The organism is Thaumasiovibrio subtropicus, from assembly GCF_019703835.1.
GTDB classification, from domain to species: Bacteria; Pseudomonadota; Gammaproteobacteria; order Enterobacterales; family Vibrionaceae; genus Thaumasiovibrio; species Thaumasiovibrio subtropicus.
The window spans coordinates 340,235-366,062 of record NZ_AP023055.1 but is presented as its reverse complement, the minus strand read 5'-3'; the positions used below and the strand labels follow the sequence as shown (position 1 = coordinate 366,062).

Below are 25,828 nucleotides of genomic sequence, written 5' to 3'. Positions count from 1 at the left end.
CCTTACTTCTCTGCAAGCTGCTTAATGAGCAGGGGAACGGCATGTTCTACGTGCTCGACAGACAACCCAAAAGCTACCCGCCCTTCTGCAATGAAACCCCGTACCTCATCCTCTTTTGCTTGAATGGCAGGTTTCGCGATAGTGCAGCTTTTATCAAAGCCAATGATGGCAATCGCCATGGCAAGCGCGCCACCAGCTCCGGTATTACAACAGCCGATAAAATAGTCCAGCTCACCCGCTTTCACCTTCATCGCTGCGTCCATATCCGTGAGAATATGGCACTCAAATGCACCGGGTGCAGTGGCATCGATGTGGTCGCGGATTTGCTCCCGCTGCAATCCAGCAATCGCAATTTTTTTCATGTTCTATCCTTCTCTTTTTCTTGTACTGTTTAGTTAGCTGAAGAACTGTGTAGGGTTGGTTCTTAGCATGGTGTCTATGTGTTGCTCACTGAGCCCTTGCGCTCTTAGCAAAGGCACAAATGCTTCAATCAAATAAGTAAAACCTAGCCCGCCGTTAGCCTTAAGATGCGAGCGACGTGTGATATCCATCGACAGCATAATCTGGTTGGCGTACCCTCTTTCGCAAAGGTAATGAAGTGTTTCTGCCCGTTTGCTATCGGGGTAATAACTGTTCTTCCCTATCGTGTCGAACTGCACATAACAGCCACTATCGAGCATCCAAAGAATGTCGTCAGTGTTATCACGCAGGTCACAATGCCCTATCGTGACTCTATCCATGGCAACACCACACTGCTTCAGCAAGGCAATTTGGGCTTTACCCATTGTGCTCATCGATTGATGGGTTGATATCGGACGGCCAGTTTCGAAATGGGCACGTGCCGCAGCTCGAAACACGCGCTGTTCCGTTTCAGAAAAGTGATTCTCACTGCTGCCAATCTCACCAATCACTGTCGCTTTTAGCGACGAGTCATCAATCCCCACTTCAATTTCACGAATCATACCGTCGGCAATCGCCTGTTCTGATTGCTCATAAAGCGCACCTGGAAAAAATCCCTCAATGTAGTAACCCGTTGAAAGCAATACATTGATTCCCGTAGCAGCCATTATATTTTCAATAAAATGAGGATTTCTCCCCATAAAAGCATTCGTTACTTCAACGATATTCTTCACCCCAACCACTTGCAGGGCACGCATCTCATCACACAACAATGCAAACTGATCAAGACGACAATCCTCTGTGCCCTTTTGTGGTGATAAGTCAATGTGAAGGTGCTCATGGCAGTAGGTGAAACCACTCGGATCTATCATGGGGTGAACTCCACTTAATTGACGTTGGATAACTGATAAAGTGCATACACGTTGGCAAGCATAAAGCTCTCTTCTGCTTTCGGTACACTGGTTAATCCCACTTCAACGAGTAAACGTTGATGAAGATTGAGAATCGCCGAGTAGTCCGGATCTTCCTCAATTTCCTGCAAGATCTCTGCATCTAGCCCCTCTTCAATGGGGGTATGTTGCCATACCCTATCTGCGGCGCGGGCAAGATGGGTAATCGCCATTTGATACTGTTCACTCTCTTGTTGCAGAGACAACGCGTCATTAAGGCAAGCCACTGCTTTTAAACACCCTTGCTGTGCCTCTAAAGAGATAACGCCTGCTTGTTGCAGCACCGCGAGTCGTTGTTCCATTTCATTGTCCTTTTCGACTTAATAACTCGGCGTGATCACGCCAGAAACCACATCTGCTTGATGACGTAAAAGCCCATTTACATCGAGCAGTTTCCGCAATAACACGGTGACATGTTCTGAGCGCCCACTCACCAACATCACCGCCTCCGATGCTTGTCTGCACGCGGGCAAATGGCTTAATGATTGCTCTGCTAAACCGTATTTCTCCATATCAATCGCTTCCGGTAACCACACCACGGCATCAATGTCTCCATTCATGAGGTGATGCAAACTTTCTCCATAGTGAATCTCAACGATTTCTACGGCACCCTCGCTGAAGGCTTGGCTGGTCAATATTTTTTGGTCAGGAGAATCAGGGTCAACGCCGACACGGCAAATCGAATCGAACTCGCCTTGCCGATAAATTAAACGATGCTCGTGCGAGTAGGATTGATCACCCAAGTCTATCGCTGTTACTAGCCCGCCAGCTAACTCTTTCGCTGCTAACTTTGACATTATCGCCACATCATAAGTACCATTTCGCAGACACTCAGCTCGAACACTCGCACCACGCATATGCGCAAAGTAGAGAGGCAAATCCCCTATCTGAGCCTTCAGACCACTCGCAAGCCCTTCGTAGTGCCGGGTGTAAGGTAATGGCATCGCGCATACCACCGTATTGAGCCCTGCGCATGTCACCAACTCTCGGTAATTTAATTGGCTAATGAAAGTGCCATTTCGCCCTTGCTTGGAAAGTACCACCGCACCACGTTGTTCAATGGTGCTTAACGCTTTTTGTACAAATCCCACCGAAACCGCAAACTCTTCCGATAAAGAATCGATAGTGCGCAGGCGATCGCCCTCTGCAGTGGTCATCAGGTACTGAGCCACATTCATGATGGCCGTACCCTCTTTACTCATGTACTGAACTGGCATTTTCTATCTACTCAGTTATTATCTTCATTATTTTGAAGATAAGTTATCAGTTAATAATAAAAGCCAAAAGCCGCCTGAGGCGAAAATGTGAGCAAGAGCAAGGAGAATCAAACATCAGCCCCAAGAACAGGGGCTGAAATGAGGAGGTTAAGCGTTATCTTCCACTTCAGCTGGCGCTTCTTTTTTAGTGCCAAGGCTGAAAATAAAGTAGCCAAGCAGGCCTTCGATTGTTTTTCGATATCAACAGATACTTTCACAAATAACAATAAGCCATGTAAGAATCATCAGAAATACGCTTTACGCATTCACCTCAAGCACTTATGTTGGCTTGACCGAGGTTCACGCCTTATCCCACTCAGGAAAGCGTTTCTTCAGCGCACCTCTTGTCCCAAACTCGACCGCTATCAATATGAGAAAATGCAAAGGTAGCGCAATCGCCAAACCGACAAAAAGATACATAACAGGCACTCCCTGCGCAGCCAAGCTCATCCCACCGAGAACAATGCTCACTAGGGCATCACCTAAGATAGCTAAACCGATCAATGACCACTTCTCTTTTTTCTCGATGAGGCGCTTATGTCGAGCGCTATACAAGTAGAAAAGATAGAAAGCTAAACCCATTAGCAAAGGAGAATTCATTGCACTCGCATTGCTCAAACCTAGCGTATCGGCAGCAAAGCCCACCGCAACCATAAGTGCGAGGTACCACAACGTGAATCGCAAAAAGAAACCCAGTTTTGACATATTTTGACTCTAACCACGATTAAGAATAACGAATAGTCGCAAGGTAACACAGCCGCTATTGGCATAAAAGTCTTTGAATTCAAATGCTATTTCAAACACTTTATTTAACGCATTTAGCACCGAGTGACCTCATCATTTCCTGGCTTTGATACTAGTGTGAATCATCACAACACTGAATAGCGTAGAGCCATCACATTCAGCAAGATTTGATAAGATAGAGGTTGGTAATCTAGCGCTACTGGTCAAGGGGCAATGCCCCAAGTCAGTAACAAGTTGCTGTCATGACGTCTTATGACGGTAGGGAAATCATCAGATACATCACTGGAAAGAAACATGAACCAGACAACTCAACGTTATCAAGATCGATTACTTGTCGTTATAGACTACATATACAACAACTTGGACAAGAAGTTAGATCTCTACTCTTTGGCAGATGTGGCCTTCATTTCCCCCTATCACCTTCATCGTATCTATCGAGGCGTGTATGGAGAAACGTTGGCTCAAACGATACAGCGCCTGCGCTTACATATCGCTGCGGATAAGTTGGGATCGACACAGCTAAGCATTGAACAAATAGCCGCTGCCAGTGGCTATAACAGTGTGACTTCCTTTACGCGGCTATTCAAGAAGCACTATGGGCTTCCCCCCGCAACCTATAGACAGGTTGAAAAAGCCCATCGCTTTGAGTTAAGACCGCGAACAATAGAACATGGAGATACCACTATGTATGACGTCAGTTTCAAATCGCTAGATAAAACCTCGGTAGTGGGTGTTAACCATACCGGTAGTTATATGGATGTCGGCAAAGCTTTTGAAAAGCTCATGGCAATTCTTGCCACCAACAATGCGCTGAGTTCGCACACCCTCTCTTATGGCATCTACTACGATGATCCTAAAAGTGTCGAAGTCGAAAAGTTGCGCAGTATGGCATGTGCGACCGTGCCTGAAGGTACACGACTTGAAGGTTTGGAAACCACTACTTTAGGTGGTGGAGAGTTTGCGGTACTGCGCCATGTAGGTCCTTACTCAGACCTCGAAAAAGCCTATGAATGGTTCTATGGCGTTTGGCTTCCACAGTCAGGTCGAGAGCCAGGCGAACAACCCGCCTTTGAGCACTACGTGAACGACCCTCGTGACGCCGCGCCTACGGATCTCATCACAGATATCTACATGGCACTAAAATAGACCTGACTTCTCTCATCAAGTCAGGTCTATACTCAACCCTCCTCAAGGTGAGTTGAGTATAAACACCCAAGTCACAGGGATTGGTGACTTGGGTTACTTCGCTTCAAGTACTGTCGTGACCTGTTTTGTTCCGATGCCAAACACTTGATTCGCGCGTCGATTCAAATCATCAACCGTGATTGAGTCGATAAGGTAGCGTGGCTTAAAACCGACCGCATAACTATCAAAATGCAACCAATATCGCATAATTTGCTGTCTCAGATCTTCGACGGATGCGTTATCAAGCTTAGTGTGAAGATGTGCGCGTGCACGTTGCAGTTCTTTCTCAGTGATGCCTTGGCGCAAACTGGTCAGTATCTCGCCAAACACCACTTCAACTTGCTCTGCATCATTCGGCGTTACTTTTGCGTACAACTGCCAAAGATCAACCCCGCCACTATCAGGGCTCAGCAGCAAAGCATTGGGCGCATAATCAAGCCCTTCTCGATTACGCACTGTATTGAACAGACGCTGTTTTACAACTTGCAGCAATAATTGATCGGCGGCGAGTGTCTGTAGGTCATAGAGTGAACGCTGCGTGGATTGAAAATCCATCATCACTAGTGCGCTGTCTGGGCGGTCACCTTTTACCGATAAATATGATGCAAACTGGTCATTTAACGGTAAATCAAATGCCACTTTTTCCAAAGAAACCATTGGTATGGTCGCGATATAGCGTTTTAGCAGCGACGCCATTTCTTGTTGCGGTAGGTTCGCTTGTATTACCCATTTAAAAGGTGTCGTAAAGAGAGATTGATGCACGCTTTCAATGTCATGCAGTGTGAGTTGCTGATACTCTTCAGCAGCGATCAAGTCATAGAACCCGCCTTCTGAAAACACATTTTTCACCATGGCATGATTCAACTGACCAAATGGGGTTTCAGCATAATCGACGACTTCTTGAGAAAGCTGATTTTTCACCAGAGTAAGTACTGGTTCATCAAGACGGGGAGAAGTCAGCAAATGGTGTGTAATGGCGAGTGCATCAGCGACATTATAGGCATTCGCTTTAATTTCAACACCGTGCTGAGTGTGTTGAATAAAGGGCGTAACCGTGATACCTCGTTGGTGCAGAAAACTGAGCGCATGTGCACCTGCGAGTTTATCTACTCCACTTAGCATCAATACATCCGCAGCAGCATTACCCGCAGCCAATTGTTCATTTGGTAACGCCGCCAATCCACCTAACGCCGCCATTGTCATATGGACGTTCGCTGCCATAGAAGGGTCTTGTATATAAATCGCTTCGACACCATTTCCGAGTTGCCAAAGGGTCATATTATCCGCTAACCACTTGGAAGATACGATCTCACCATAGGTTGCCGGATGGGTCACGTCACTGCTAGCGGTAACTTGCAACGGCATTGGCGATTGCATCTCATAGGCACTACGCCATACCGCCAAGTCTCGCAATCGCGCATCTCGGTTTGCCAGCTCAGACACACTTGTCGATAGCATCATTGGATTGGAAAGATAGAAATTCATCGCGCGATTCACATTACGTTGAATCTGTCGTCGGAAAAATTCGTCTAAATCTGCCTGCCTCTGTTGTGGAGATTGAATAATTTGGTTGTCCCGATGGGCTCTCAGCCATTCGTCAGCTATGTCACTAGGGTGCATGGGCTGGGTTTCGATTGCTTCGCGCACAAACAACAGTGCGGTTTGTAGTTCTGCCTCACTGACCCCGTAATCTCGAAGCTGAGCTAACACCTGCATCGTCATTTGACTCGCGGTCTGCCTATCATCCTCTGTGAAGACCACGTCCACCACGTCCAGCTTTCTTCGAAACAACGCCATGTCAGTGACAGCAACCTCGACATGAGGTATGTCCCGCGCATACCGTTCACTCTCTAGCCTTTGCGCGATCAATCGCCGCAACAGCGCCTCTTGCCATACCCGATAGCGCTGTTCAAACGTCCCTATCGTCGTTTCATCTCGCAACAGTACAACACTAAAGCTTTGCGCCTCGTCGATAGTTATTTGGGCGACAAAATCCGCTAACTCACGTCGTTCCAATGAGACAAAATCGGGCCGAGGCGTTGCCCCTTGACGCCAGTTTCCAAACAAACTTTCTATGCTAGCTTGTACCTGTTCAAGCGTTAAATCTCCGACAAGGGTAATGTCTGTCAGTTGAGGCTGATACCAAGTATGGTAAAACGCTCTCAAAGACGCTGCAGTGAGATTTGAGATACTGGAATGCGTACCTAATGCGTGGGCATTTGAGAATGGCGTCTCATGGATAATCGCTTCATACGCTTGCAGCGAATATGGCTTGGGTTCTGGCATCTTAAGGCGGTGTTCACTGAGTACGATGCCCTTTTCCCTCTCAACAGCATAATGATCAAGGGACAAGCCATCACCGATATCACGAAACCAACGCAAGCCAGATTGCCAATGGTAGTGCTCAGGAAGATCTAATTTGTAAATCGTATAGTGGTAGTCCGTCGAAGCATTCAAGCCTTCTCCAAACAACACACCTTGTTGCGCGAAAAAATCGACAGCTTGATGTCGCTGAAAATGACGGCCACCTTGAAACGCCATGTGCTCGATAAAGTGCGCATAACCTTGCTGACCATCATCCTCTTGTAAACTCCCCACATGGACGCGCATTCGAAGTGATAGCGCTTTCCCTTCAACATGCTTGAAGTGATAACGTAGTCCATTGCTCAGCTGACCACTATGCCATTGATTATCGGGTTCGATGGCACGATCCAGCGAGGTCGTACTACACCCGCTCATCCATAACACCAAAAAAAATAGCAAAGATCCTTTTGCCAACATGATCACTCCCTATAAACCAAGACACCGCGACAACGACAGATTATCAACGCTCCTCATCAGACAGGCGCTATAACTGAAAAATTATCCCGCCAACAGTCGGTTGGGTAAAGTTGGATGCCGACAAAGTGCGTTCAATATCTTATAGAAAGATCGGAAAATCGAGATTCATCTTGTGTAAACACAAAGACAGGACTTACCTCTAACGCAAAAACATAGCTACCACTTATTTGGGCTGATTGAAGTACCGAACCTTATCAGTGACAATGCAATCAACACCTTCTTTTTCCAAGTCCATCGCATTGGTTGCGCAGCACTTGCTAGCTTAGTCGTATTACATATCTGTGCAGCACTACTTCATCAGCTAGTCATCAAGAATAAAATGATCAATCGCATGTGGTGACGGCTCAAAAACGGCAAAAAAAACCCAGCCATTTGGCTGGGTTTGAAGAGATGTAGGAGATGACTTAAGCAGCAAGCGCTTTAGCAATTGCACTGACACTTTCTTTTGCATCACCAAATAGCATCTGGGTATTGTCTTTAAAGAACAGTGGGTTTTGAACACCCGCGTAACCCGTCGCCATTGAGCGCTTAAACACGACAACGTTTTCAGCATTCCAGACTTCAAGTACTGGCATACCCGCAATTGGAGAGCCTGGCTCTTTCGCTGCTGGGTTCACGGTATCATTCGCACCAATAACCAACACTGTCGTTGTATCATCGAAGTCATCATTGATTTCGTCCATTTCAAGCACGATATCATAAGGTACTTTCGCTTCTGCAAGCAGTACGTTCATGTGACCCGGTAGACGACCCGCTACGGGGTGAATACCAAAGCGAACGTTCACACCCATAGCACGTAAGCGCTCGGTGATTTCCTGAACTGGATACTGAGCCTGTGCTACCGCCATGCCGTATCCCGGAGTAATGATCACGTTCTTCGAGTTCTTCAGCATATCTGCGACTTGCTCTGCGTCTGTCACTTGATACTCGCCTTCGACAACCTCGCCTGAAGCCGCGCTCTCATCAGCACCGAAACCACCCGCGATAACAGAAATGAACGAACGGTTCATCGCTTTACACATCACGTAACTTAGGATCGCACCAGAAGAACCAACCAGCGCACCAATGACGATAAGTAGGTCGTTACCAATCAGAAGACCTGTCGCTGCGCCTGCCCAACCAGAATATGAGTTCAGCATGGATACGACAACGGGCATGTCTGCGCCGCCGATAGACATCACCAAGTGAATACCAAACGCCACAGCGATGATAGACATGATAGCTAGCGTCCAACCACTTGCTGCAGGGCCAGCCGCAACAAACTGAATCAACATTGCTGTTACTGCAACCAACGCGACAAGATTCATCTTATGGCGGTGTGGCAAGGTCAAGGCACTAGATTTCACCTTGCCGTTAAGCTTACCCCAAGCCACAAGCGAACCAACAAAGGTCACAAGACCAATGAAGACGCCCAAGTAAACCAATGTAGAGTTAATACCTAGCATCACTGGATCGGTAATACTGTGATCCATAAAGCTGTTGTAGCCGATGAAAACCGCAGCCAAACCACCGAAGCTGTTTAGAATAGCGACCATCTCTGGCATTGCGGTCATCTCAACTTTGTTCGCCCAGCGAACACCTAGCAGACCACCACCTAGCATCGCCGCCAGAATGAAGCCTAAGTTTGAGACATTGTCGCCAAATAGTGTTGCTCCAACGGCAACAACCATACCAGCGATACCGACATAAATACCTTTCTGTGCCGTTTCCTGCTTTGAAAGGCCAGCAAGGCTAAACACAAAAAGAATCGCAGCAATAATGTAGCTCGCTTCCACCATTGCACTACCGCTTTCTGCAGCAGGAGCAGCAGCAACTTGGATTTCGCCTGCGGCTTGTTCAACCAGCGCTGCGCTCTCTTTAATTTGATCTACAGCATTCTGGATTGCTGTTAATGTTTCGTTTGACATAGTGTTAACAATCCTTATTTACGGAACATTTTCAACATGCGTTGCGTTACCGCGAATCCACCCGCGATATTCACGGTTGCAACAAAGGTTGCGAGGAATGCAAGCACAACGACGACGCCACTGGCAGAGCCCATCTGCAGTAACGCACCCAAAATCACAATACCGGAGATTGCGTTTGTTACAGACATCAACGGTGTGTGCAGAGAAGCTGTCACATCCCAGATGAGGTAGTAGCCAATCACACACGCAAGAGCAAAGACCATCAAGTGGTTAAGGAAATCCGCAGGTACAATACCCGCTAGTGAGGTATATGCAGCAACACCAAGAACACCGAGGGCAACTTTAGGCCAGATAGACTTCTTCTTCGGCTCTTCTTCTGCAGGCAACTCAACCGCTTTCGCTTCTGGCTGAGGCGCAGCGGCGACTTGAATTGGTGGCGCTGGCCACGTGATTTCACCTTCTTTGACAACAGTCACACCACGCACAACAACGTCTTCAAAATCGATCACGATTTCGCCGTCTTTCGCAGGTGTTAGCAGTTTTAGAAGGTTAACTAGGTTAGTACCGTATAGCTGAGAGGACTGCGCTGCCAAACGGCCTGCAAGGTCGGTATAACCAAGCACTTTTACGCCGTTATCCGTCGCGAACAACTCATCTTTCACTGTGTATTCACAGTTACCACCCGTGGCCGCAGCAAGGTCAACGATTACGCTGCCAGGTTTCATTGAGTCGACCATCTCTTTAGTAATCAGACGAGGTGCTGGTTTACCCGGAATAAGCGCAGTAGTGATAATGATATCAACGTCTTTCGCTTGCTCAGCAAACAGCTTCATTTCTGCTTCGATGAAAGCCTTACTCATCACCTTGGCATAGCCATCGCCATTACCCGCATCTTCCTCTTCCTCATAATCGAGTTCTAGGAATTCGGCACCCATCGAATTGATCTGTTCTTTCACTTCAGGGCGAGTATCGAAAGCGCGCACAACGGCACCTAAACTGCCCGCCGCACCGATTGCAGCGAGACCCGCAACACCGGCACCAATCACCAATACTTTCGCTGGTGGCACTTTACCCGCTGCAGTAATTTGGCCAGTAAAGAAGCGACCAAACTCGTTTGCTGCTTCAACAACAGCACGGTAACCGGCGATGTTGGCCATCGAACTCAGCGCATCTAAAGACTGTGCACGAGAAATACGTGGCACCGAGTCCATCGCCATGACATTGATGTTCTTTTGCGATAATTTTTCTAGCAGCTCTTCATTTTGAGCAGGCCAAATGAATGAAACAAGTGTTGCGCCATCTTGAAGCAGCGCAATTTCTTCATCACTAGGAGCGTTGACACGGAAAACAATGTCACTTGCCCAAACCATTGCCGTATCACTTAAAACTTCAGCGCCAGCAGATTGAAAAGCTGCATCGGTAAAGCTTGCTTTTTCACCTGCGCCACCCTCTACAACAACGCTAAAGCCAAGCTTCTGTAGCTGTTCAATCGTTGCGGGGGTTGCCGCAACGCGAGTCTCCCCATTAAGACTCTCTCTAGGTATACCTATTTGCATAACTATTCCATTTATTTAAAACAAAAAAGCGTCCCTCTCTGCTTTCTAACGCAAAGAGATGCTGAACTCCCACCAGTTTCAAGTTATTGGCAACGCTGAAGTCTTCTATCTGACTTTGAATATGAACCTACACACATCAAATGTCAGTTAGATGAAACTCAATAAACGTTAAAAATATGTAATTTCACTCTGAGACGCCGCTTCGGTTGTAATTATTATCTAATACATCAGTACTACTCGAATCGGTTGTAACGATTACATTGATAGGTAAAACCTTTTGTACACGACGTAAAAGTCGTGACATCGCCCACAAGATGCAGTCAAAAAATCTGGACTTAGTGGGTAATCGGTCACCAATCTCACAATGTTACTGCCGTCACAGTAAAACAAATTAGTGCAATCGACTAATTTGCGGCATTTGCTCCCCAAAGTAAATACTAAACTGGTAATACCTTATAAGCTTTAATACCAATCAATAAACTTTCGTTTTTATAATTATTTACAAATCATCTTGACAATAACTTTTCGCATAATTCCCATCCACCGAAATTAAACATTTATTTAACAAACGCCGCACTTCCACAACCTGGTTAATCAAAATGCATAACCATGCATTTACTGGGTCATTATGGCAATTTGCACGCCATTTTGTAATCGATTACAGATAGCAAGGCATAACCTATCCGCACCTAGAAACATTTTGTTGCACTTATGCTTGCTATAGCGGGGCCGAAGAGACTGGCGGATATTCAATACGCAAACGATTACGCCCGCCATTTCAACAAAATTGGTAAACGAAGGTGTTTTTACACCGCTCATGGCGCCATAATGTGACAATAATCACAAGTATCTATGACTTCGCTCCATAAACTACACCCAAGTAATCAGTGACTGAGTCACACATAGCAAACACATAGGAAACACAATGAACGAAATCCTGTTAGCGACCTTTGCAGGTCTAATCGTCGGTCTCTTGTTCAGCGCACTTAAACTGCCTCTACCTGCACCCCCTGTTCTTCCGGGCATTATGGGTATCGTAGGCGTTTACCTTGGCGGTATGGCTTATCAAACCATCATCGAACGTTTCTTTTCTTAATGAAGCAACCTTTCTTTAAACATTCGATTTTCATTTAATCAGGAGCGACAAGATGGCTACTCCACACATTAATGCACAACTTGGTGATTTCGCAGAAACAGTACTTATGCCAGGTGACCCACTGCGCGCTAAGTTTATTGCAGAAACCTACCTAGAAGACGTAAAGCAAGTCTGTGACGTCCGAAGCATGCTGGGTTTTACCGGCACCTATAAAGGACAACGTGTTTCCGTGATGGGCCACGGTATGGGCATTCCTTCGGCCTCTATCTATGTACACGAACTGATCGCTGAGTTTGGTGTGAAAAACATCATCCGTATTGGTAGCTGCGGCGCGGTCCACGACGATGTGAAACTGATGGATGTGATCATTGCGATGGGTGCGTCAACAGACTCAAAAGTAAACCGTATTCGTTTCAACAATCATGACTTTGCCGCTATCGCTGACTTCAACTTGCTTGAGAAAGCAGTGAATGCCGCGCGTGCTCAAGAAGTTTCAGTGCGTGTTGGTAATGTTTTCTCTGCTGATTTGTTCTATAGCCCAGAGACCGACCTTTTCGACAAGATGGAAAAGCTTGGCATGTTAGGGGTTGATATGGAAGCTGCCGGTATCTATGGCGTTGCAGCAGAACTTGGCGCTAAAGCCCTTACTATTCTGACTGTATCTGACCACATCAAGCGAGGCGAAAAACTCAGCTCTGAAGACCGCCAGAAGTCATTTGATGAAATGATGCGTGTCGCACTAGAAACCGCCTTGAGTGTTTAATCCACTTACTGCACTGAAATAGCATTTACAGGGGAAGAATCGTGTTCACAGGGAAGCTGCCTTCGCCGGCCGATGGAGTACAACTCAATTTTTGTAAAACATTGGCGTGTCGAAATTTTGGTTTGGAAGACGAGCAACACTATGTGCTGCAACAGTCGAATCCTTCGCGTCCAGCGATGGTATGCCGAGAGTGCGGCGCTTTTCCTCCCCTTCTTTCTAACCAAGAAGTAATCAACGAAGCGCGACGCCAAATTGTCAAACAGCAACTGGTGTGTTGTACAAACCCCGATTGTCATAACAATATGCGGCCAGCGGTGCTTCACCGCGATCAGTATCACCACTTTGGCTACAGTGGGAATAAACAACGTTTTCGCTGCAAAGCCTGCAAAACCACCTTTGTCGATCCATTTTCACAGTCGAACCCACACGCGGAGTTGCATCTCAACTTGTTAAACAAGTTATATGCCCAAGAGCCCGTGCGCGATATCTGTCGTGATTTGGCTCTCAACCCAAAAAGTTTTTACCACCATTTACAGTTAATCGCTGCGCGCTGTAACTACCACAATGCGATTTATCAGCACGCGCTTATTCGTCAGACTCGCCCGAGTGAACTCTCCTGCGTGCTCTCCGAGTTGCAGCCAGGCAGTTATAACGGGGTGGACATTATGACGGTCTGCGATGAGCAAAGTGGGTTCATTCTCTCACAGTCAACCAACTATGCCGCAGCACCGACGCCACCAGATCACGGTACGCACAACGCCTATATCGACGATTGCCACCTACTACCGACTGATAGCGTCTACAGTATGTCGACAACACCTCATCAGTGGCCAGAACAACTACTCGCGCGTGTCGATGACCGATATCGCCAAATCATGGCACGTAAAAATGTGGAGGAACCACTCCATCAAAACGGTTTTAAGCGTTATCCGGCAAATGGCAGCCTCATTCGTAGCCAATACATGGTATACGGCCATTTCCTTCGATTAAAACCGTTACTGAGTCATTGGCCGATTGAACTTTATCTACCACAAGAACCGCTCATTCGCTCTGCGGTTGTCTCCGTTTTCAAAGAAGAAGTCGCCAATCAGCAACTTAATCCTATCTATGTTGACCAATCGGGCACACCACCTAACGAGCACAAGAAGATAGATATTGTGCTGATGGGTTGGTGGCGCGACCGATGGGCCTTTAGTCACGGCGACGATGGCAGCAAGGGAATCTGTCACTTAGGCGGGGCGACGGGCGATGAAGCCCACTTGCTGCAACGAGCAAGGACTGCGGCTAATCACCAATACATTGCCGCTTTCCGAGCGCAATTTTCGGTCTACCTTCAGGAGAGCCGACGTGTCAGACACCCGAGTATGCTTGTGGCTTTGAGCCAAATATTCCGAGCGGGATACAACCTCAGTAAACAAGATAACAACCCTGTCGTGCGCGCAGGACTAGCAAAAACACCGTTAAGCTTCGAAAACTTACTACGCCACACAGACATGCAAAATTAACGATTTACCCCTTTTGGCGCTGAAAGCTAACACCATAAAGTAACATTTTGGCTACACTTATACCCAAAATGAATTTGAAATGGTCGAAATGCAACTTTCACACTTTAATCAGCGCCTTTTTTTTTCTCTTCTCCTGATCGGAGTGGTGCCGCTATGTTTTATCTACTGGGTAGTCACCGTCAAAACAGCTGATGCACTTAACCAACAACGTTATGACACCATTGCGCAGCAATCTGAATCTTTAGGCATTGAGCTCAACAATCAATTCAATCAGATTCTCACCCCTTTTTTTCAAACCGCTATCTCCTCACGACTACTCAATCGCCAAGAAGACCCTGAATACACGAGTCTGTTTTTACAAGAAGAGATGGCGCTCATGCCAACTGTGATGACGTTATCGATACTCCGTATTAAAGATGCACAGATGACACTCACCGCAAGTTCATCACCTCTGATAACCAACAACCCGTATCATTACTTTTCGACTAATCAGCTCACTTTGCTTAGACGTACATTAGACAGTGAAACCACCTTCGCAGCTAGCCCGGTGTTTGAGTTCGAAGGCGTGCCTAACATGCTGATCGCGACGACAATGAATCTCCCCACCTCGACCCACAATGTTGACCACATTCTTATCGCACAAATCGCACTCACTGATGTCGACCAATCCATTCAGCGTTTTTCTCGTCTTCAGAAAGGATTGCTCGGGCTCAGTGTTATTAACATCAATGGCGAACTTATCATCGGTGAACGCTTTCTTCATCGTGAGATCAGCCCAATTAAACAGAGTCGACTTGAAAATATCGTTAGCCAACGTGAGACCATTACTCCGCTCGATTTTGATGATGAACTCGGCGTCTATATACCATTAGATTTTCCGAAAAACAGCGCGATACCTGCTGTAAACCAACGTTGGGTGATAGTCGCCAATTTCCGCGCCTCCGTGCCGAGTCTCGCAACACAACAACTCATGCTCATATTTCTTGCAACACTAACCGCGACGGGCTTGTTTGCTTTCGTCTTCACCCAACTACTCTATCGCCCCTTGGCCCAAGTCACGCGATTTGCTGCTCAAGTCAAATTAGGCGACGTTTCTCACAGTAAAGTTAACCGCTCAACCCACGAATTAGACGTGATTACCAGTGCGTTGCAATACACCACCAACCGTATCAGTAGCGATACGATCGAACTAAAACAGGCTTTAAAGAAAGCAGAGCAATCGGCGCAAGCAAAAAGTGCCTTTTTGGCTAATTTGTCTCACGAAATTCGTACCCCCATGAATGGAATGCTCGGTCTTTCACAGCTTCTGCTCCGCACCGATCTCACCGAGGAGCAAGAAAAACACATTCAAAGCTTGATGGAATCAGGCAAGCATATGATGGCTCTCCTCAACGATATTCTTGACCTCTCTAAAATTGAGAAAGGTAAATTTCGTTTGGATGAAACACACTTCTCAATCGAAGAACTTTTAGGGAGCATTGAAAGCACTTATAAACCGCTAGCAAAAGAGAAAGGCCTCACCTTCACCGTCGACAATGCAATACCGTACGCCTTCTTATTTGCGGACAAAGCCCGCATCAGACAGATTCTTTTTAACTTAATCAGCAATGCGATGAAATTCACGCTCCAAGGTGGCGTGAAGCTTTCCTTTACTGTTGATCGCGCGGATCTTGCTGACCGATTTGCACTCAAGATCACTTGCGAAGATAGCGGGATAGGCATTCCACCAAAGCGCCTCAAAGCCGTTTTACAGCCTTTTACTCAAGCAGAAGAAGGAACAAGTCGGCAGTTTGGTGGAACTGGGCTAGGACTTGCCATTGTGAAACAGCTCGCCGAGCACATGGGAGGCTACCTTAAAATTGAGAGTGAGCAAGACAAAGGCACTAACGTGTATGTTGAGATCTATGTACACAAAGGGCAAGACGTGCTTACTGTCGGTCAAACAAAAGCCCCGAGCAGCGCACCCAACGTCTCAGGGTTGCGTACACTTGTTGTCGAAGATAACACCCTAAACTCTTTGATTCTGTCGACACTCCTTAAAAGCAAATCCATGATCGTTACCTGTGTTGAAAACGGCAAACAAGCGATCGAAATCGTTAAAAAGCAGCCCTTTGACCTGATTTTCATGGATAATCATATGCCTATTATGGATGGTATTACCGCAACCAAACTCATTCGCCAAGATACCAAACTTGGTTACATCCCTATTTTCGCGTTTACTGCTGATGTCTTTGTCGAAACACAACAAAGCATGCTCGATGCCGGGTGTGATTGTGTTCTCACTAAACCGCTTGATGACCAACAGTTAAACGATGCCTTGATACGTTTTCGGCACCTGTTTGTTGCCAATCAACCCCAGGCTCCTCAAAACGACAACAGCATGGTCGTGCAACAACCTCTTGAGTCAAATGCCCCGGTGACATTGCAAGTGTTACGGCACCTCAACGTAGAAAAACTCTTGTCCCACGCCGAGAATGACACCGCACTGGCTGTGCGATTCTTGCAGATGTACTTCTGGCAACATCGCCATGATATCGACAAGATACAAGCTGAGCTCAACAAAGGAGAGCGGCAGTATGCCACCACCTTGACGCACAACTTAGTCGGTGCGACACGCAGTATTTTTGCAGAAACACTGGCTGAGGACCTCCATACTATGGAAGCAGCGCTGCGCGGCGGTAAGACGATCTCAGAAGTGCAGATGCACCGGATAAAATCGCAAATGAACAAACTCATCGACGAAATAACACCGCTATTTCAAGACGGTAATTAACGAGACCGTCTGCAAACACCCCTTCGCGATGAAATTTAACACAGCAGGACTCACTCATAACCTTTTCGCAACAGCCCACCTCAAACCAATCCGTTCAAATGAAAAACTCAGTGAACATTAGAACAAAGTATCGTGATATCAGCACCAGCAAAGAAAAATATATTAAACCTTTAATAATCATACTATTAATAAACAGAAAACGTTTGCTTGTCTGGGAATGCCATTGACATTAGTACGGTAAAATCGTCATATTAAACCTATCAAGAGTTCATCACACGCTCATTAGTGCAACCATTGGCACCAACGCCAATCCGCAAAAATGTTAAGCCAGTGTAAGCGACAATCAGTTGCATGAAGTATGCTAGCTAACGTGACTGAACCAAATTTGAACCTCGCCGTTAATCAACCAAAACAAGGTCGTCAAGGTATGAGCAACAAACTAGAACAACTTCGTCAACTTACTACCGTCGTCGCTGACACTGGCGATATTGAAGCCATTCGTAAATACCAGCCAGAAGATGCAACAACCAATCCATCGCTCATTCTTAAAGCGGCGCAAATCGCTGAGTACGCGCCTCTGATTGATGATGCGGTTGCATGGGCTAAAGCGCAGAGTGATGATCGCACTCAGCAAATTGACGATACCGCTGACATGCTTGCGGTAAACATAGGTAAAGAGATCTTAAACGTTGTTCCAGGCCGCATTTCAACGGAAGTGGATGCCCGCCTCTCTTACAACACCGACGCCAGTGTTGAGAAAGCCCGTAAACTGATCAAGATGTACAATGATGCCGGTATTAGCAACGACCGTATTTTGATCAAATTAGCGTCTACGTGGGAAGGCATCCGTGCTGCAGAAATCCTTGAAAAAGAGGGGATCAACTGTAACTTAACCCTGCTGTTCTCCTTTGCGCAGGCTCGTGCATGTGCGGAAGCGGGTGTCTTTTTGATCTCTCCTTTTGTTGGTCGCATCATGGATTGGTACAAAGCCAAAGAAGGTCGTGATTTCGACGCGGCAGAAGATCCAGGCGTCCTCTCTGTGAGCAAGATTTACAACTACTACAAATCTCGTGGTTACAACACGGTTGTAATGGGGGCAAGCTTCCGTAATACAGGTGAAATCCTTGAACTTGCTGGCTGCGACCGCTTGACTATCAGTCCACAACTGCTTCAAGAGCTCAGTGACGCAGAAGGCGAAGTCGTTCAAAAACTCTCGGCTGACATCACGTCACAAGAGCGCCCAGCGGCAATGACGCACGCAGAGTTCTTGTGGGAACACAACCAAGACGCAATGGCCGTTGAAAAACTGGCGGAAGGTATTCGTAACTTCGCCATTGACCAGGGCAAACTAGAACAGATGATTGCAGACAAGCTGTAATCAACCCATTCAAAGTGCGGCAGTAGCCGCACTTTCTATTTAGAACTACTAATCGGATGTATGACTATGGATCGTAAAGTGTTAGCAAACGCTATTCGCGCACTCAGCATGGATGGCGTACAACAAGCTAATTCTGGCCACCCTGGCGCGCCTATGGGGATGGCAGATATCGCTGAAGTACTGTGGCGTGACCACCTAAACCACAACCCGACTAACCCAGAATGGGCTGACCGTGATCGCTTCGTGCTATCAAATGGTCACGGCTCTATGCTCATCTATTCTCTCCTTCACTTATCGGGTTACGCACTGCCTATCGGAGAACTAAAGAACTTCCGTCAGTTGCATTCCAAAACACCGGGCCACCCAGAGTACGGCTATGCGCCGGGCGTTGAAACAACAACAGGACCACTTGGTCAGGGCATTACCAATGCCGTCGGTATGGCGATCGCTGAAAAGTCGTTAGCGGATCAGTTCAACCGTGAAGGCCATCAAGTCGTGGATCACCACACCTACGCTTTCCTAGGTGATGGCTGCTTAATGGAAGGTATCTCTCACGAGGCATGTTCATTAGCTGGCACTTTAGGGCTTGGCAAGCTAATCGCATTCTGGGATGACAATGGCATCTCCATCGATGGTGAGGTCGACGGTTGGTTTACTGATGACACAGCGAAGCGCTTTGAGTCCTATGGCTGGCATGTCATTGCCAATGTCGACGGTCACGATAGCGACGCGATCAACGCCGCAATTGAAGCAGCGAAAGCGGACACAAAACGACCAACTCTGATATGTTGTAAGACCATCATCGGGTTTGGTTCACCAAACAAGAGTGGCTCACATGACTGCCACGGTGCACCACTTGGTGACGCTGAAATCGCCGCGGCGCGTGAATTCCTCGGTTGGGAACACACGCCATTCGTTATTCCTTCAGACATTTATGCGAAATGGGATGCCAAAGAGACAGGTAAGGCTAAAGAGCAGGCGTGGGACGAAAAATTTGCAGCGTACGCGCAGGCGTATCCAGAACTGGCTGCAGAATTCAAACGCCGGGTAAACAACGAACTACCCGCCAACTGGGAAAAGGCAACCGCAGAGATCATCGCCGATCTGCAAGCTAACCCAGCGAATATTGCTTCACGTAAAGCGTCTCAAAACGCCTTAGAAGCATACGGCGCCCTACTCCCTGAATTCATGGGCGGCTCTGCCGACTTGGCTCCGTCGAACCTCACTATGTGGTCGGGTTCAAAAGCCTTAACAGCCGGTGATGCGTCCGGTAACTACATACATTACGGTGTACGTGAGTTCGGTATGACGGCAATCATCAACGGTATTGCTCTTCACGGCGGCTTTGTTCCCTACGGCGCAACCTTCTTGATGTTCATGGAGTACGCACGTAATGCGATGCGTATGGCAGCCTTAATGAAGGTGCAAAACATACAGGTCTACACTCACGACTCAATTGGTCTTGGTGAAGACGGTCCAACACACCAACCTGTTGAGCAAATGGCATCTCTGCGCCTCACTCCAAACATGAGTACTTGGCGCCCTTGTGACCAAGTTGAATCGGCCGTTGCTTGGAAATATGCGATTGAACGTAAAGATGGCCCAACCTCACTCATATTCTCTCGTCAGAATCTTGCACAACAACCGCGAAATGCAGCGCAAGTTGCTGATATTGCAAAAGGTGGTTATGTACTAAAAGACTGTGATGGTAAGCCGGCGCTTATCCTTATCGCAACTGGCTCTGAAGTCGAGCTTGCGGTAAACGCTGCCGATTCACTCGCGCAGCAAGGTGTGGCTGTTCGAGTCGTCTCTATGCCTGCTACCGATGTCTTTGATGCGCAAGATGCGGACTACCGAGAATCTGTACTGCCTTCTGATGTCACCGCACGCATTGCCATTGAAGCGGGTATTGCCGATTACTGGTACAAGTATGTGGGTCTGAATGGTGATATCGTCGGTATGACAACCTTCGGCGAATCAGCACCGGCTGGCGAACTCTTCAAGATGTTCGGCTTTACTGTCGACAACGTAGTTGAAAAGGCGACAGCCCTACTCGCGAAGTAATCGACCCGCGAAATAACGCAAACTTAAATGACAACACCGGATAGCATCTATTATCCGGTGTTTTTTCAACCACCGTTTCTTATACCTAATCAGAGGCACAATTTGCCACTGGCTTTGAGCATTTAATGATCGCCCGTAAGTTCATCAGCAAAAATATAATGTTCGCGATGATCATTGAGCACTCAAGCTTCACTGAAGTTAATCCCTGTAAACCCACAACTATACCTTCGCTTATGATGAGCCAGAACTGTTTCGTTTCTTCCCGCTCTCAACAAGGGATAAGTCATCAAGTTCAAACCTGGTACTCAATTCTGGATAGCATTACCTTAGCTAGTCTATCGCTCAAACGGACATAAACAAATATAAAAGAGTATTTGCATAAAAACGAAAAAGATTACAGAGTGTATTAATTTACTTATTTACGGCCATGACTAATAAAAAACATTTTAAAGATAGAATACAATGCCGTCATGGTAGCCCAGTCCAAGGTATAAGGTACCTCCATTAACTAAGCAATCGTAGTGCCAAAAGGATATAGTATCAAAATAAACAACAGAAAAAATTACACATGTCTATAGCAGTACACTAAAGCACAGCGCCCTCATCTCAATAACGTTATAACACTTCATCAAAAATATACGCCGCCATCATTCCCCATTTGAAGTAATGCTCACTATCCTTGTCGGCTAAGCTCTCCGATTTTTCGATCTGGCTGTAGGTTGGCATGGCAGGCATATTGGATGCGAGCCAGCCTTCATATCGCTGTTTGGGCGCAATAAAAACACTTACCTCTGTCGCGAAACCTTGCTCCATTTTAATCGCATAGTCCATCGCGCCATAAGGGCTATCGACTCCCTGATTCGAGACAACACGAAATCCAGTTTTTGAAACCGAAATCCCATTTTCCAACACGGCCAGCCCATCAAACCGTGATGGTTGATAAAGTGAAGCCAACTTCTGTTGAGCATCAAACACGACATCGACACTGTCGCTCAGCCCTATGCAAGAACCTTCTAACACCGCCATGCCCACTTCATTGGAATATCGGTCATAAACGCGGCATGCATAACCTTCTTCAGCGTGTTCAATTGTTTTCTGAGTGACAAAAACAAAGCGCCCATCGTCAGAATAGCGCACATCTTCGGGCGAATTCATAACCATATGTGGCACAACATCAGCGCTAATCAGGGGAGAGGTTTGTAGTGAAGGAAACTGCATTGCCATTAACTCTGCGCGACCATCAACGTCCCTTTTTATGAACGCTAACATCGCCCCAACCGCTGGCTCAGAAGTGCTATGCCGCATATATTCTGGATAAAGGGGCCAAATACCATCGTGTTGAGAGCGCATCTCTTTAAGCAAGCGGAGATAGTGCTGCTCTTCTACGACTTCCGCAGACTCACAACCCAGCAAAAAAACGCTTATCACAAGTAACCAGCTCGCTCTGCTCATCGACGTATCCTTTCCGTAGTCAGCTTCACCTCACATAAGCTCACAGCGATCACCTTCTTGCTCTAATTGAGACTTATCTGTTCACGGTACACTGCGTCAATAGAACAAAAAAGACAACAACATTGACTGTTAAAGCAAGCAGTTTCAGGGAGAGTTAACACTTTTTTGGAAAATGAACTTTTCGTCAGGTTATCAAAATGTTAGCGTCTTCAGCTCACGATCAACAAGGACACCTTTCATGGATCTACAAGCATTACAAGATCACATCAAACAGTTTGATTACGCGCCTGATCAAGCCTCGCATTACTTTCTCAAACTGATCGAAGAAGTCGGCGAGCTTTCTGAAGTGATTCGAGCCAACAAATCAGGGCAGCCAGATTTGGAAAACTTAAAGGGAACCATTGCAGAAGAGCTGTATGACGTACTCTATTATGTCGCTGCACTTGCCAATATTTACGATGTCGACCTTGCCAAAACACATGAACTTAAAGAGATTCTCAACAAGGAAAAATGGGGCGGAAGAGAGTAAGACACTCACCATTCTACAATGAGGCAAACAGTGTTTATAACATTGTCACTTATCCCAATAAGGGATAGGTGATAGAGTTCAATTGTTAACTAGCGCTAACCAATAGTTAATTGACATTTTTAATGCCGCATTTTCATGTGATATCAGACTCAAAATAGATCTAGGAAACATTAATTTTATCAACTCCCTTATCCCGAATGTTAATAATCAACACAAATTTAACAACCACAAAACATAAGGGAAGCAAATGTCTACTAAAATCGCCTTTGATCATCTTCAGCCGCAGTTCGAAGTACAGCCATTCCTAGAGCAACACCAACCACTCATCGAGAAACTCGCAACGTTAACGGGCATTCTCGATGAGCTTAGCCCAGAGCGCATTGAGCAAGAAAAAGACAAGCTCAACATCGCAATAGAGAACGCATCGGGATATACAAAAAAGATCATTGAGCATGCGACAATGCTTCACGGCGAGTTTGTCGACATGGTGAGCACCATGGCAGCTGGCAATCAAATATCTAAAAAAGGCCTCTCGTATTACTTCATTCAAGGGTGGTATCACACAAGCTATACCACACGATTTGAACATATGTTTACTGAGAGACTCAACAATGGTGAACTCGATACATTAGACAGCCATCAGAATAAGTTCGCAAAGCTGACTGAACATAATATCGATGAGGAAGAAGGACATGAGTTGTGGGCACTTCAAGATATCGTCTTCCTCGGTGAGTTCGATACCATTGACCCGCTTACACAAGTTTTCCCAGAGACAAAAGCCATTGTAAGCACGCAACATGACCGCTTAACACGACTGCCATTTGTCGGTTTCTTGGGGTACTCATTTTACTTAGAACTGCTGATTGCCACTCAATCTTATGGCTTGCTAGGTGCCATTAACGGAGTGCTAGGCACAAAACCGGAAGATCACAAGTTCATTTACTACCATTACTTGGTAGACCAAGGCCATGCTGTTGATAATATCGAGCTTTTTGATCAAATGGTTACAACAGAGGCGGATTTTGTCGAAGTGATCGACAACATGAACTTAATCCATAATATGTACTTTGGCTTAACGAAGAAGTCCTTTGAAATGGGCAACTAACACAGATGGAAATTATCATTACAGACAGGGGGAAACCCCTGTATAAAGAAGGCAGAGCGTTGGCCGAAGTTATCTATAAAAAGATGTGGCAAACAGACAACTTTATCGATAATAACCATATTGGCATTGTAACCGTTCAAAACGACACGGTTGTAGGCAATATGAATATTTGTCTCCGACGTAACTCACTGCCGTGTGAACGTTTTTTCTCTTTTGAAATCGACAAATCCCCAACAGCAGAAATCTGTGGCTTGGCTATATCTGATACCTTGACGTCGGGTCAACGAGAAAAAGCATTAATCGCATTAACGGCAGCCGCTCATACTTTTGGTTTTCATAATGGGATTGAAAGTTACTATACTGTTCAGAAGAAATCGCTCTTTCATCGATTAACGAGGCGTCTCCAGTATCCATTTAAAATGATCCAAGATGCAGAAATTGCATCCAGTGGTATCCCAAATGATAAATATTGGCAAGGCATTGAACAACCCAAGCTCTACCGACTTAACAACCTTTGTCAGCACTCGATCTCTGCCAGCTTAACGTCTCTGGCAACATTGATGGGTGAGGGCTACATGTGCCATGAACAGTTAGCTGAGGAAAAAATTGATGCGTTCTTTAATGAAGTGGCATGATAAAAAACTGCTGTCAGAGGCAAAAAAACAAAGCAAAGGCCGTTGTTTGGCCTTTATTTGTGTCAGTATCATCTTATCGATAATCACTTTCTTTCTATTCAGTGGGGACAAAGCCGCATTGACCATCAATTTACTCTTAGGCGGTATTATTGGTGCAAACATCGAAAAGCTTGTCACAATCCGACTATACTCGAGCCACCTCAAGACGCAGGGTTCAGAAGCTGACTAGCGCATTGATACGGAGGAGTCTCAATCTCCTCCACCACAGCCACCACCATCACCACCTCCGCAGCTTCCACCGCCACTGTATCCGCCCCCGCCAGATGAGCCACCATCACAATATCCACCACCACCTGATGTATATCCAGAGTAATGCCCGCCCGACCTGCGCCGCTTTATACGTTTAGTGCCAACCCTACAGTAAACGTAAATACTGCCTAGCACGGGTATGCACCAGATGATTAATAATGAAAGGAATTTTTCATAACCTGTTCTTACTGGACATACCACTATCAGTACGGTGACAATAAATCCGAGTGCGACATGCGCTGTCATTACAAGCAACTCAAATAAGCCTATTTCCATAAACATTCTTTGCTCCTTGTTTTTTTACTCAACAATCAGTAAAAGATTATTCAGACATGGTATTCATTTTTCTACCAAAATGTCAAAGCTAAATAACTTTCTCAATCGGAATGTAACCCCCCTCGACGGAACCATAGGTGAAGTGTGAATTGAATCTAAGAAAAGACCGCCTATTAAACATCATCATATCAATTACTCTACAATAAACCATTTAAAGGGATGTAAAGATGAAACCATCAATTATACTTGGTATTCCTATTACTGTGTTTTCAGGTCTATTTATACATCAAGTAAAAACGATCCAGCGTTATATTCTTCATTTGTCGACTTTTAGTTAAACATTTATATATTGTTATTCCAATAGCTATGTTCTTCCTTTTTATTCTGTTAATTTCACCTTATGTATTAGAAAAGTCATTTCGCCGTTGGCTAAAAAGGGGTACGATAAAGAACTAGACTTAGTCAAACAGGAAAATAAGAGTGAATTATTGAAACATTCACCTATCGAAACAAGTTTATCTATAAACTCAAGTGAAAAGACTAATGAAAAACTAAAAGACAAGGAAAAAGATTGATGTGTCCAGCAAGCTGCGTGAAGCCCTTCACGCAGCCGATAGCGACCAAATTTAGATACGGCCACCGCCGTCTTTAATGGCGGCACGATCTTCATCGAGCTTCTGCTGAGTACAAATAAAGTTTGTTGCTTGTAATGCGCTAATAAGTAGCAGCATACTCAAGCCATTGACTGAACCCATAATATCACCAGTTTCAAGGTAACCCGCGACACTGTTAACGACTTCGATAACAATCAGTGCGATGGCTGCCCAAAACTTTCCTTTAAAAAGAAAGACACTACAAATCGCTTGAACACCGAGCAAACCAATTAGCAGCTCAATACTATGAAAGAGTTCCGGTACCTCTACCTCAACCGTGTCATTCAACAACAACAATACCGCACCGGCAATAATGAGGAAAAATAACTGAAAGCAAGCGACAAACTTTGCTACCTTCTGAGCGGCGGGTACTTCTTTTGGCCCCATGATTAATGCGTTAAAAAATCCTTGCGACATTTCCATCTCCTTGACTGATTTGCGAGCATAGCATT

General features: G+C 46.0%; 22 protein-coding genes. 11 read left to right on the top strand and 11 right to left on the bottom strand.

The window, feature by feature from the left end:
* Positions 1–2 precede the first annotated feature (2 nt).
* The 5 genes from TSUB_RS17920 to TSUB_RS17900 all read right to left on the bottom strand — a co-directional run bounded on the left by TSUB_RS17920 (position 3) and on the right by TSUB_RS17900 (position 3,310).
* Entirely contained in the window at positions 3–362 is a 360-nt protein-coding gene (locus TSUB_RS17920; RefSeq protein WP_087023069.1) for a DUF2620 domain-containing protein, read from the bottom strand.
* 33 nt (positions 363–395) lie between these two features.
* Positions 396–1,271, bottom strand: a complete 876-nt coding sequence (locus TSUB_RS17915; RefSeq protein WP_087023067.1) for a phosphotriesterase family protein — start codon at positions 1,269–1,271, stop codon at positions 396–398.
* A 14-nt stretch (positions 1,272–1,285) separates the two neighbouring features.
* On the bottom strand, positions 1,286–1,651 hold the full coding sequence (locus TSUB_RS17910; protein WP_087023063.1) for a hypothetical protein: 366 nt from the start codon (positions 1,649–1,651) through the stop codon (positions 1,286–1,288).
* An 18-nt stretch (positions 1,652–1,669) separates the two neighbouring features.
* On the bottom strand, positions 1,670–2,566 hold the full coding sequence (gene yhfZ / locus TSUB_RS17905; RefSeq protein ID WP_087023061.1) for a GntR family transcriptional regulator YhfZ: 897 nt from the start codon (positions 2,564–2,566) through the stop codon (positions 1,670–1,672).
* Positions 2,567–2,905: 339 nt separating this feature from the next.
* Positions 2,906–3,310, bottom strand: a complete 405-nt coding sequence (locus tag TSUB_RS17900; protein WP_087023059.1) for an ABZJ_00895 family protein — start codon at positions 3,308–3,310, stop codon at positions 2,906–2,908.
* Between the two features lie 333 nt (positions 3,311–3,643).
* Between TSUB_RS17900 and TSUB_RS17895 the strand changes: the two genes are divergently transcribed.
* Positions 3,644–4,495 (top strand): AraC family transcriptional regulator, encoded by an 852-nt coding sequence (locus TSUB_RS17895; protein WP_087023057.1) that lies wholly within the window; start codon positions 3,644–3,646, stop codon positions 4,493–4,495.
* A 93-nt stretch (positions 4,496–4,588) separates the two neighbouring features.
* Here the strand turns inward: TSUB_RS17895 and TSUB_RS17890 are convergent, their stop codons facing one another.
* The 3 genes from TSUB_RS17890 to TSUB_RS17880 form a co-directional block, all read right to left on the bottom strand.
* Positions 4,589–7,315, bottom strand: a complete 2,727-nt coding sequence (locus TSUB_RS17890) for a M16 family metallopeptidase (protein WP_087023055.1) — start codon at positions 7,313–7,315, stop codon at positions 4,589–4,591.
* A 464-nt stretch (positions 7,316–7,779) separates the two neighbouring features.
* Positions 7,780–9,153 (bottom strand): Re/Si-specific NAD(P)(+) transhydrogenase subunit beta, encoded by a 1,374-nt coding sequence (gene pntB, locus TSUB_RS17885; RefSeq protein WP_202819764.1) that lies wholly within the window; start codon positions 9,151–9,153, stop codon positions 7,780–7,782.
* Positions 9,154–9,296: 143 nt separating this feature from the next.
* On the bottom strand, positions 9,297–10,838 hold the full coding sequence (locus tag TSUB_RS17880) for a Re/Si-specific NAD(P)(+) transhydrogenase subunit alpha (RefSeq protein ID WP_087023051.1): 1,542 nt from the start codon (positions 10,836–10,838) through the stop codon (positions 9,297–9,299).
* Positions 10,839–11,763: 925 nt separating this feature from the next.
* Here TSUB_RS17880 and TSUB_RS17875 point away from each other — a divergent pair.
* From TSUB_RS17875 to tkt, 6 genes are all read left to right on the top strand, one after another.
* Positions 11,764–11,934, top strand: a complete 171-nt coding sequence (locus TSUB_RS17875; protein ID WP_087023049.1) for a XapX domain-containing protein — start codon at positions 11,764–11,766, stop codon at positions 11,932–11,934.
* Positions 11,935–11,986: 52 nt separating this feature from the next.
* Entirely contained in the window at positions 11,987–12,697 is a 711-nt protein-coding gene (deoD, locus tag TSUB_RS17870) for a purine-nucleoside phosphorylase (protein WP_087023047.1), read from the top strand.
* Between the two features lie 41 nt (positions 12,698–12,738).
* Entirely contained in the window at positions 12,739–14,202 is a 1,464-nt protein-coding gene (locus tag TSUB_RS17865; RefSeq protein WP_087023045.1) for a hypothetical protein, read from the top strand.
* A 79-nt stretch (positions 14,203–14,281) separates the two neighbouring features.
* Positions 14,282–16,975 (top strand): sensor histidine kinase, encoded by a 2,694-nt coding sequence (locus TSUB_RS17860; protein ID WP_087023042.1) that lies wholly within the window; start codon positions 14,282–14,284, stop codon positions 16,973–16,975.
* A 427-nt stretch (positions 16,976–17,402) separates the two neighbouring features.
* The gene (gene tal / locus TSUB_RS17855; protein ID WP_087023085.1) at positions 17,403–18,353 is read left to right on the top strand and encodes a transaldolase; all 951 of its coding nucleotides are present in this window, start codon (positions 17,403–17,405) and stop codon (positions 18,351–18,353) included.
* Positions 18,354–18,413: 60 nt separating this feature from the next.
* Positions 18,414–20,417, top strand: a complete 2,004-nt coding sequence (gene tkt / locus TSUB_RS17850) for a transketolase (protein WP_192867859.1) — start codon at positions 18,414–18,416, stop codon at positions 20,415–20,417.
* Positions 20,418–21,032: 615 nt separating this feature from the next.
* On the opposite strand, the gene TSUB_RS17845 is transcribed toward tkt, so the two are convergent.
* Positions 21,033–21,869, bottom strand: coding sequence for a hypothetical protein (locus TSUB_RS17845; RefSeq protein ID WP_087023039.1), 837 nt, complete (start codon positions 21,867–21,869; stop codon positions 21,033–21,035).
* A 238-nt stretch (positions 21,870–22,107) separates the two neighbouring features.
* On the opposite strand from TSUB_RS17845, the gene TSUB_RS17840 reads away from it, so the two are divergent.
* The 4 genes from TSUB_RS17840 to TSUB_RS17825 all read left to right on the top strand — a co-directional run bounded on the left by TSUB_RS17840 (position 22,108) and on the right by TSUB_RS17825 (position 24,367).
* Positions 22,108–22,398: a MazG nucleotide pyrophosphohydrolase domain-containing protein gene (locus TSUB_RS17840; protein ID WP_087023038.1), complete on the top strand. Its 291-nt coding sequence runs from the start codon at positions 22,108–22,110 to the stop codon at positions 22,396–22,398.
* 247 nt (positions 22,399–22,645) lie between these two features.
* Positions 22,646–23,503 carry a hypothetical protein gene (locus TSUB_RS17835; protein ID WP_087025751.1) on the top strand — a complete coding sequence of 286 codons (858 nt, stop codon included), beginning with the start codon at positions 22,646–22,648 and terminating at the stop codon, positions 23,501–23,503.
* Positions 23,504–23,508: 5 nt separating this feature from the next.
* Positions 23,509–24,138: a hypothetical protein gene (locus tag TSUB_RS17830; RefSeq protein WP_087025754.1), complete on the top strand. Its 630-nt coding sequence runs from the start codon at positions 23,509–23,511 to the stop codon at positions 24,136–24,138.
* A complete protein-coding gene (locus TSUB_RS17825) occupies positions 24,113–24,367 on the top strand; it encodes a hypothetical protein (protein WP_087025757.1) in 255 nt (84 codons plus the stop codon). The genes TSUB_RS17830 and TSUB_RS17825 overlap by 26 nt, the downstream gene beginning before the upstream one ends.
* 20 nt (positions 24,368–24,387) lie before the next feature.
* Here TSUB_RS17825 and TSUB_RS17820 read toward each other — a convergent pair whose 3' ends face one another.
* Positions 24,388–24,723 carry a hypothetical protein gene (locus tag TSUB_RS17820; protein WP_192867880.1) on the bottom strand — a complete coding sequence of 112 codons (336 nt, stop codon included), beginning with the start codon at positions 24,721–24,723 and terminating at the stop codon, positions 24,388–24,390.
* A 626-nt stretch (positions 24,724–25,349) separates the two neighbouring features.
* On the bottom strand, positions 25,350–25,793 hold the full coding sequence (locus TSUB_RS17815; protein ID WP_087024113.1) for a hypothetical protein: 444 nt from the start codon (positions 25,791–25,793) through the stop codon (positions 25,350–25,352).
* Positions 25,794–25,828: the final 35 nt, after the last annotated feature.

Excerpts from the sequence above, each read along its gene's own strand:
- TSUB_RS17815 (WP_087024113.1), bottom strand. The coding sequence starts at position 25,793 with ATGTCGCAAGGATTTTTTAACGCATTAATCATGGGGCCAAAAGAAGTA.
- tkt (WP_192867859.1), top strand. The coding sequence starts at position 18,414 with ATGACTATGGATCGTAAAGTGTTAGCAAACGCTATTCGCGCACTCAGC.
- yhfZ (WP_087023061.1), bottom strand. The coding sequence starts at position 2,566 with ATGCCAGTTCAGTACATGAGTAAAGAGGGTACGGCCATCATGAATGTG.
- TSUB_RS17860 (WP_087023042.1), top strand. The coding sequence starts at position 14,282 with ATGGTCGAAATGCAACTTTCACACTTTAATCAGCGCCTTTTTTTTTCT.
- TSUB_RS17895 (WP_087023057.1), top strand. The coding sequence starts at position 3,644 with ATGAACCAGACAACTCAACGTTATCAAGATCGATTACTTGTCGTTATA.
- TSUB_RS17920 (WP_087023069.1), bottom strand. The coding sequence starts at position 362 with ATGAAAAAAATTGCGATTGCTGGATTGCAGCGGGAGCAAATCCGCGAC.
- TSUB_RS17835 (WP_087025751.1), top strand. The coding sequence starts at position 22,646 with ATGTCTACTAAAATCGCCTTTGATCATCTTCAGCCGCAGTTCGAAGTA.
- deoD (WP_087023047.1), top strand. The coding sequence starts at position 11,987 with ATGGCTACTCCACACATTAATGCACAACTTGGTGATTTCGCAGAAACA.
- TSUB_RS17845 (WP_087023039.1), bottom strand. The coding sequence starts at position 21,869 with ATGAGCAGAGCGAGCTGGTTACTTGTGATAAGCGTTTTTTTGCTGGGT.
- TSUB_RS17875 (WP_087023049.1), top strand. The coding sequence starts at position 11,764 with ATGAACGAAATCCTGTTAGCGACCTTTGCAGGTCTAATCGTCGGTCTC.
- tal (WP_087023085.1), top strand. The coding sequence starts at position 17,403 with ATGAGCAACAAACTAGAACAACTTCGTCAACTTACTACCGTCGTCGCT.
- TSUB_RS17880 (WP_087023051.1), bottom strand. The coding sequence starts at position 10,838 with ATGCAAATAGGTATACCTAGAGAGAGTCTTAATGGGGAGACTCGCGTT.
- TSUB_RS17825 (WP_087025757.1), top strand. The coding sequence starts at position 24,113 with ATGCGTTCTTTAATGAAGTGGCATGATAAAAAACTGCTGTCAGAGGCA.
- TSUB_RS17820 (WP_192867880.1), bottom strand. The coding sequence starts at position 24,723 with ATGGAAATAGGCTTATTTGAGTTGCTTGTAATGACAGCGCATGTCGCA.
- TSUB_RS17890 (WP_087023055.1), bottom strand. The coding sequence starts at position 7,315 with ATGTTGGCAAAAGGATCTTTGCTATTTTTTTTGGTGTTATGGATGAGC.
- pntB (WP_202819764.1), bottom strand. The coding sequence starts at position 9,153 with ATGGTGGAAGCGAGCTACATTATTGCTGCGATTCTTTTTGTGTTTAGC.
- TSUB_RS17900 (WP_087023059.1), bottom strand. The coding sequence starts at position 3,310 with ATGTCAAAACTGGGTTTCTTTTTGCGATTCACGTTGTGGTACCTCGCA.
- TSUB_RS17830 (WP_087025754.1), top strand. The coding sequence starts at position 23,509 with ATGGAAATTATCATTACAGACAGGGGGAAACCCCTGTATAAAGAAGGC.
- TSUB_RS17915 (WP_087023067.1), bottom strand. The coding sequence starts at position 1,271 with ATGATAGATCCGAGTGGTTTCACCTACTGCCATGAGCACCTTCACATT.
- TSUB_RS17840 (WP_087023038.1), top strand. The coding sequence starts at position 22,108 with ATGGATCTACAAGCATTACAAGATCACATCAAACAGTTTGATTACGCG.
- TSUB_RS17910 (WP_087023063.1), bottom strand. The coding sequence starts at position 1,651 with ATGGAACAACGACTCGCGGTGCTGCAACAAGCAGGCGTTATCTCTTTA.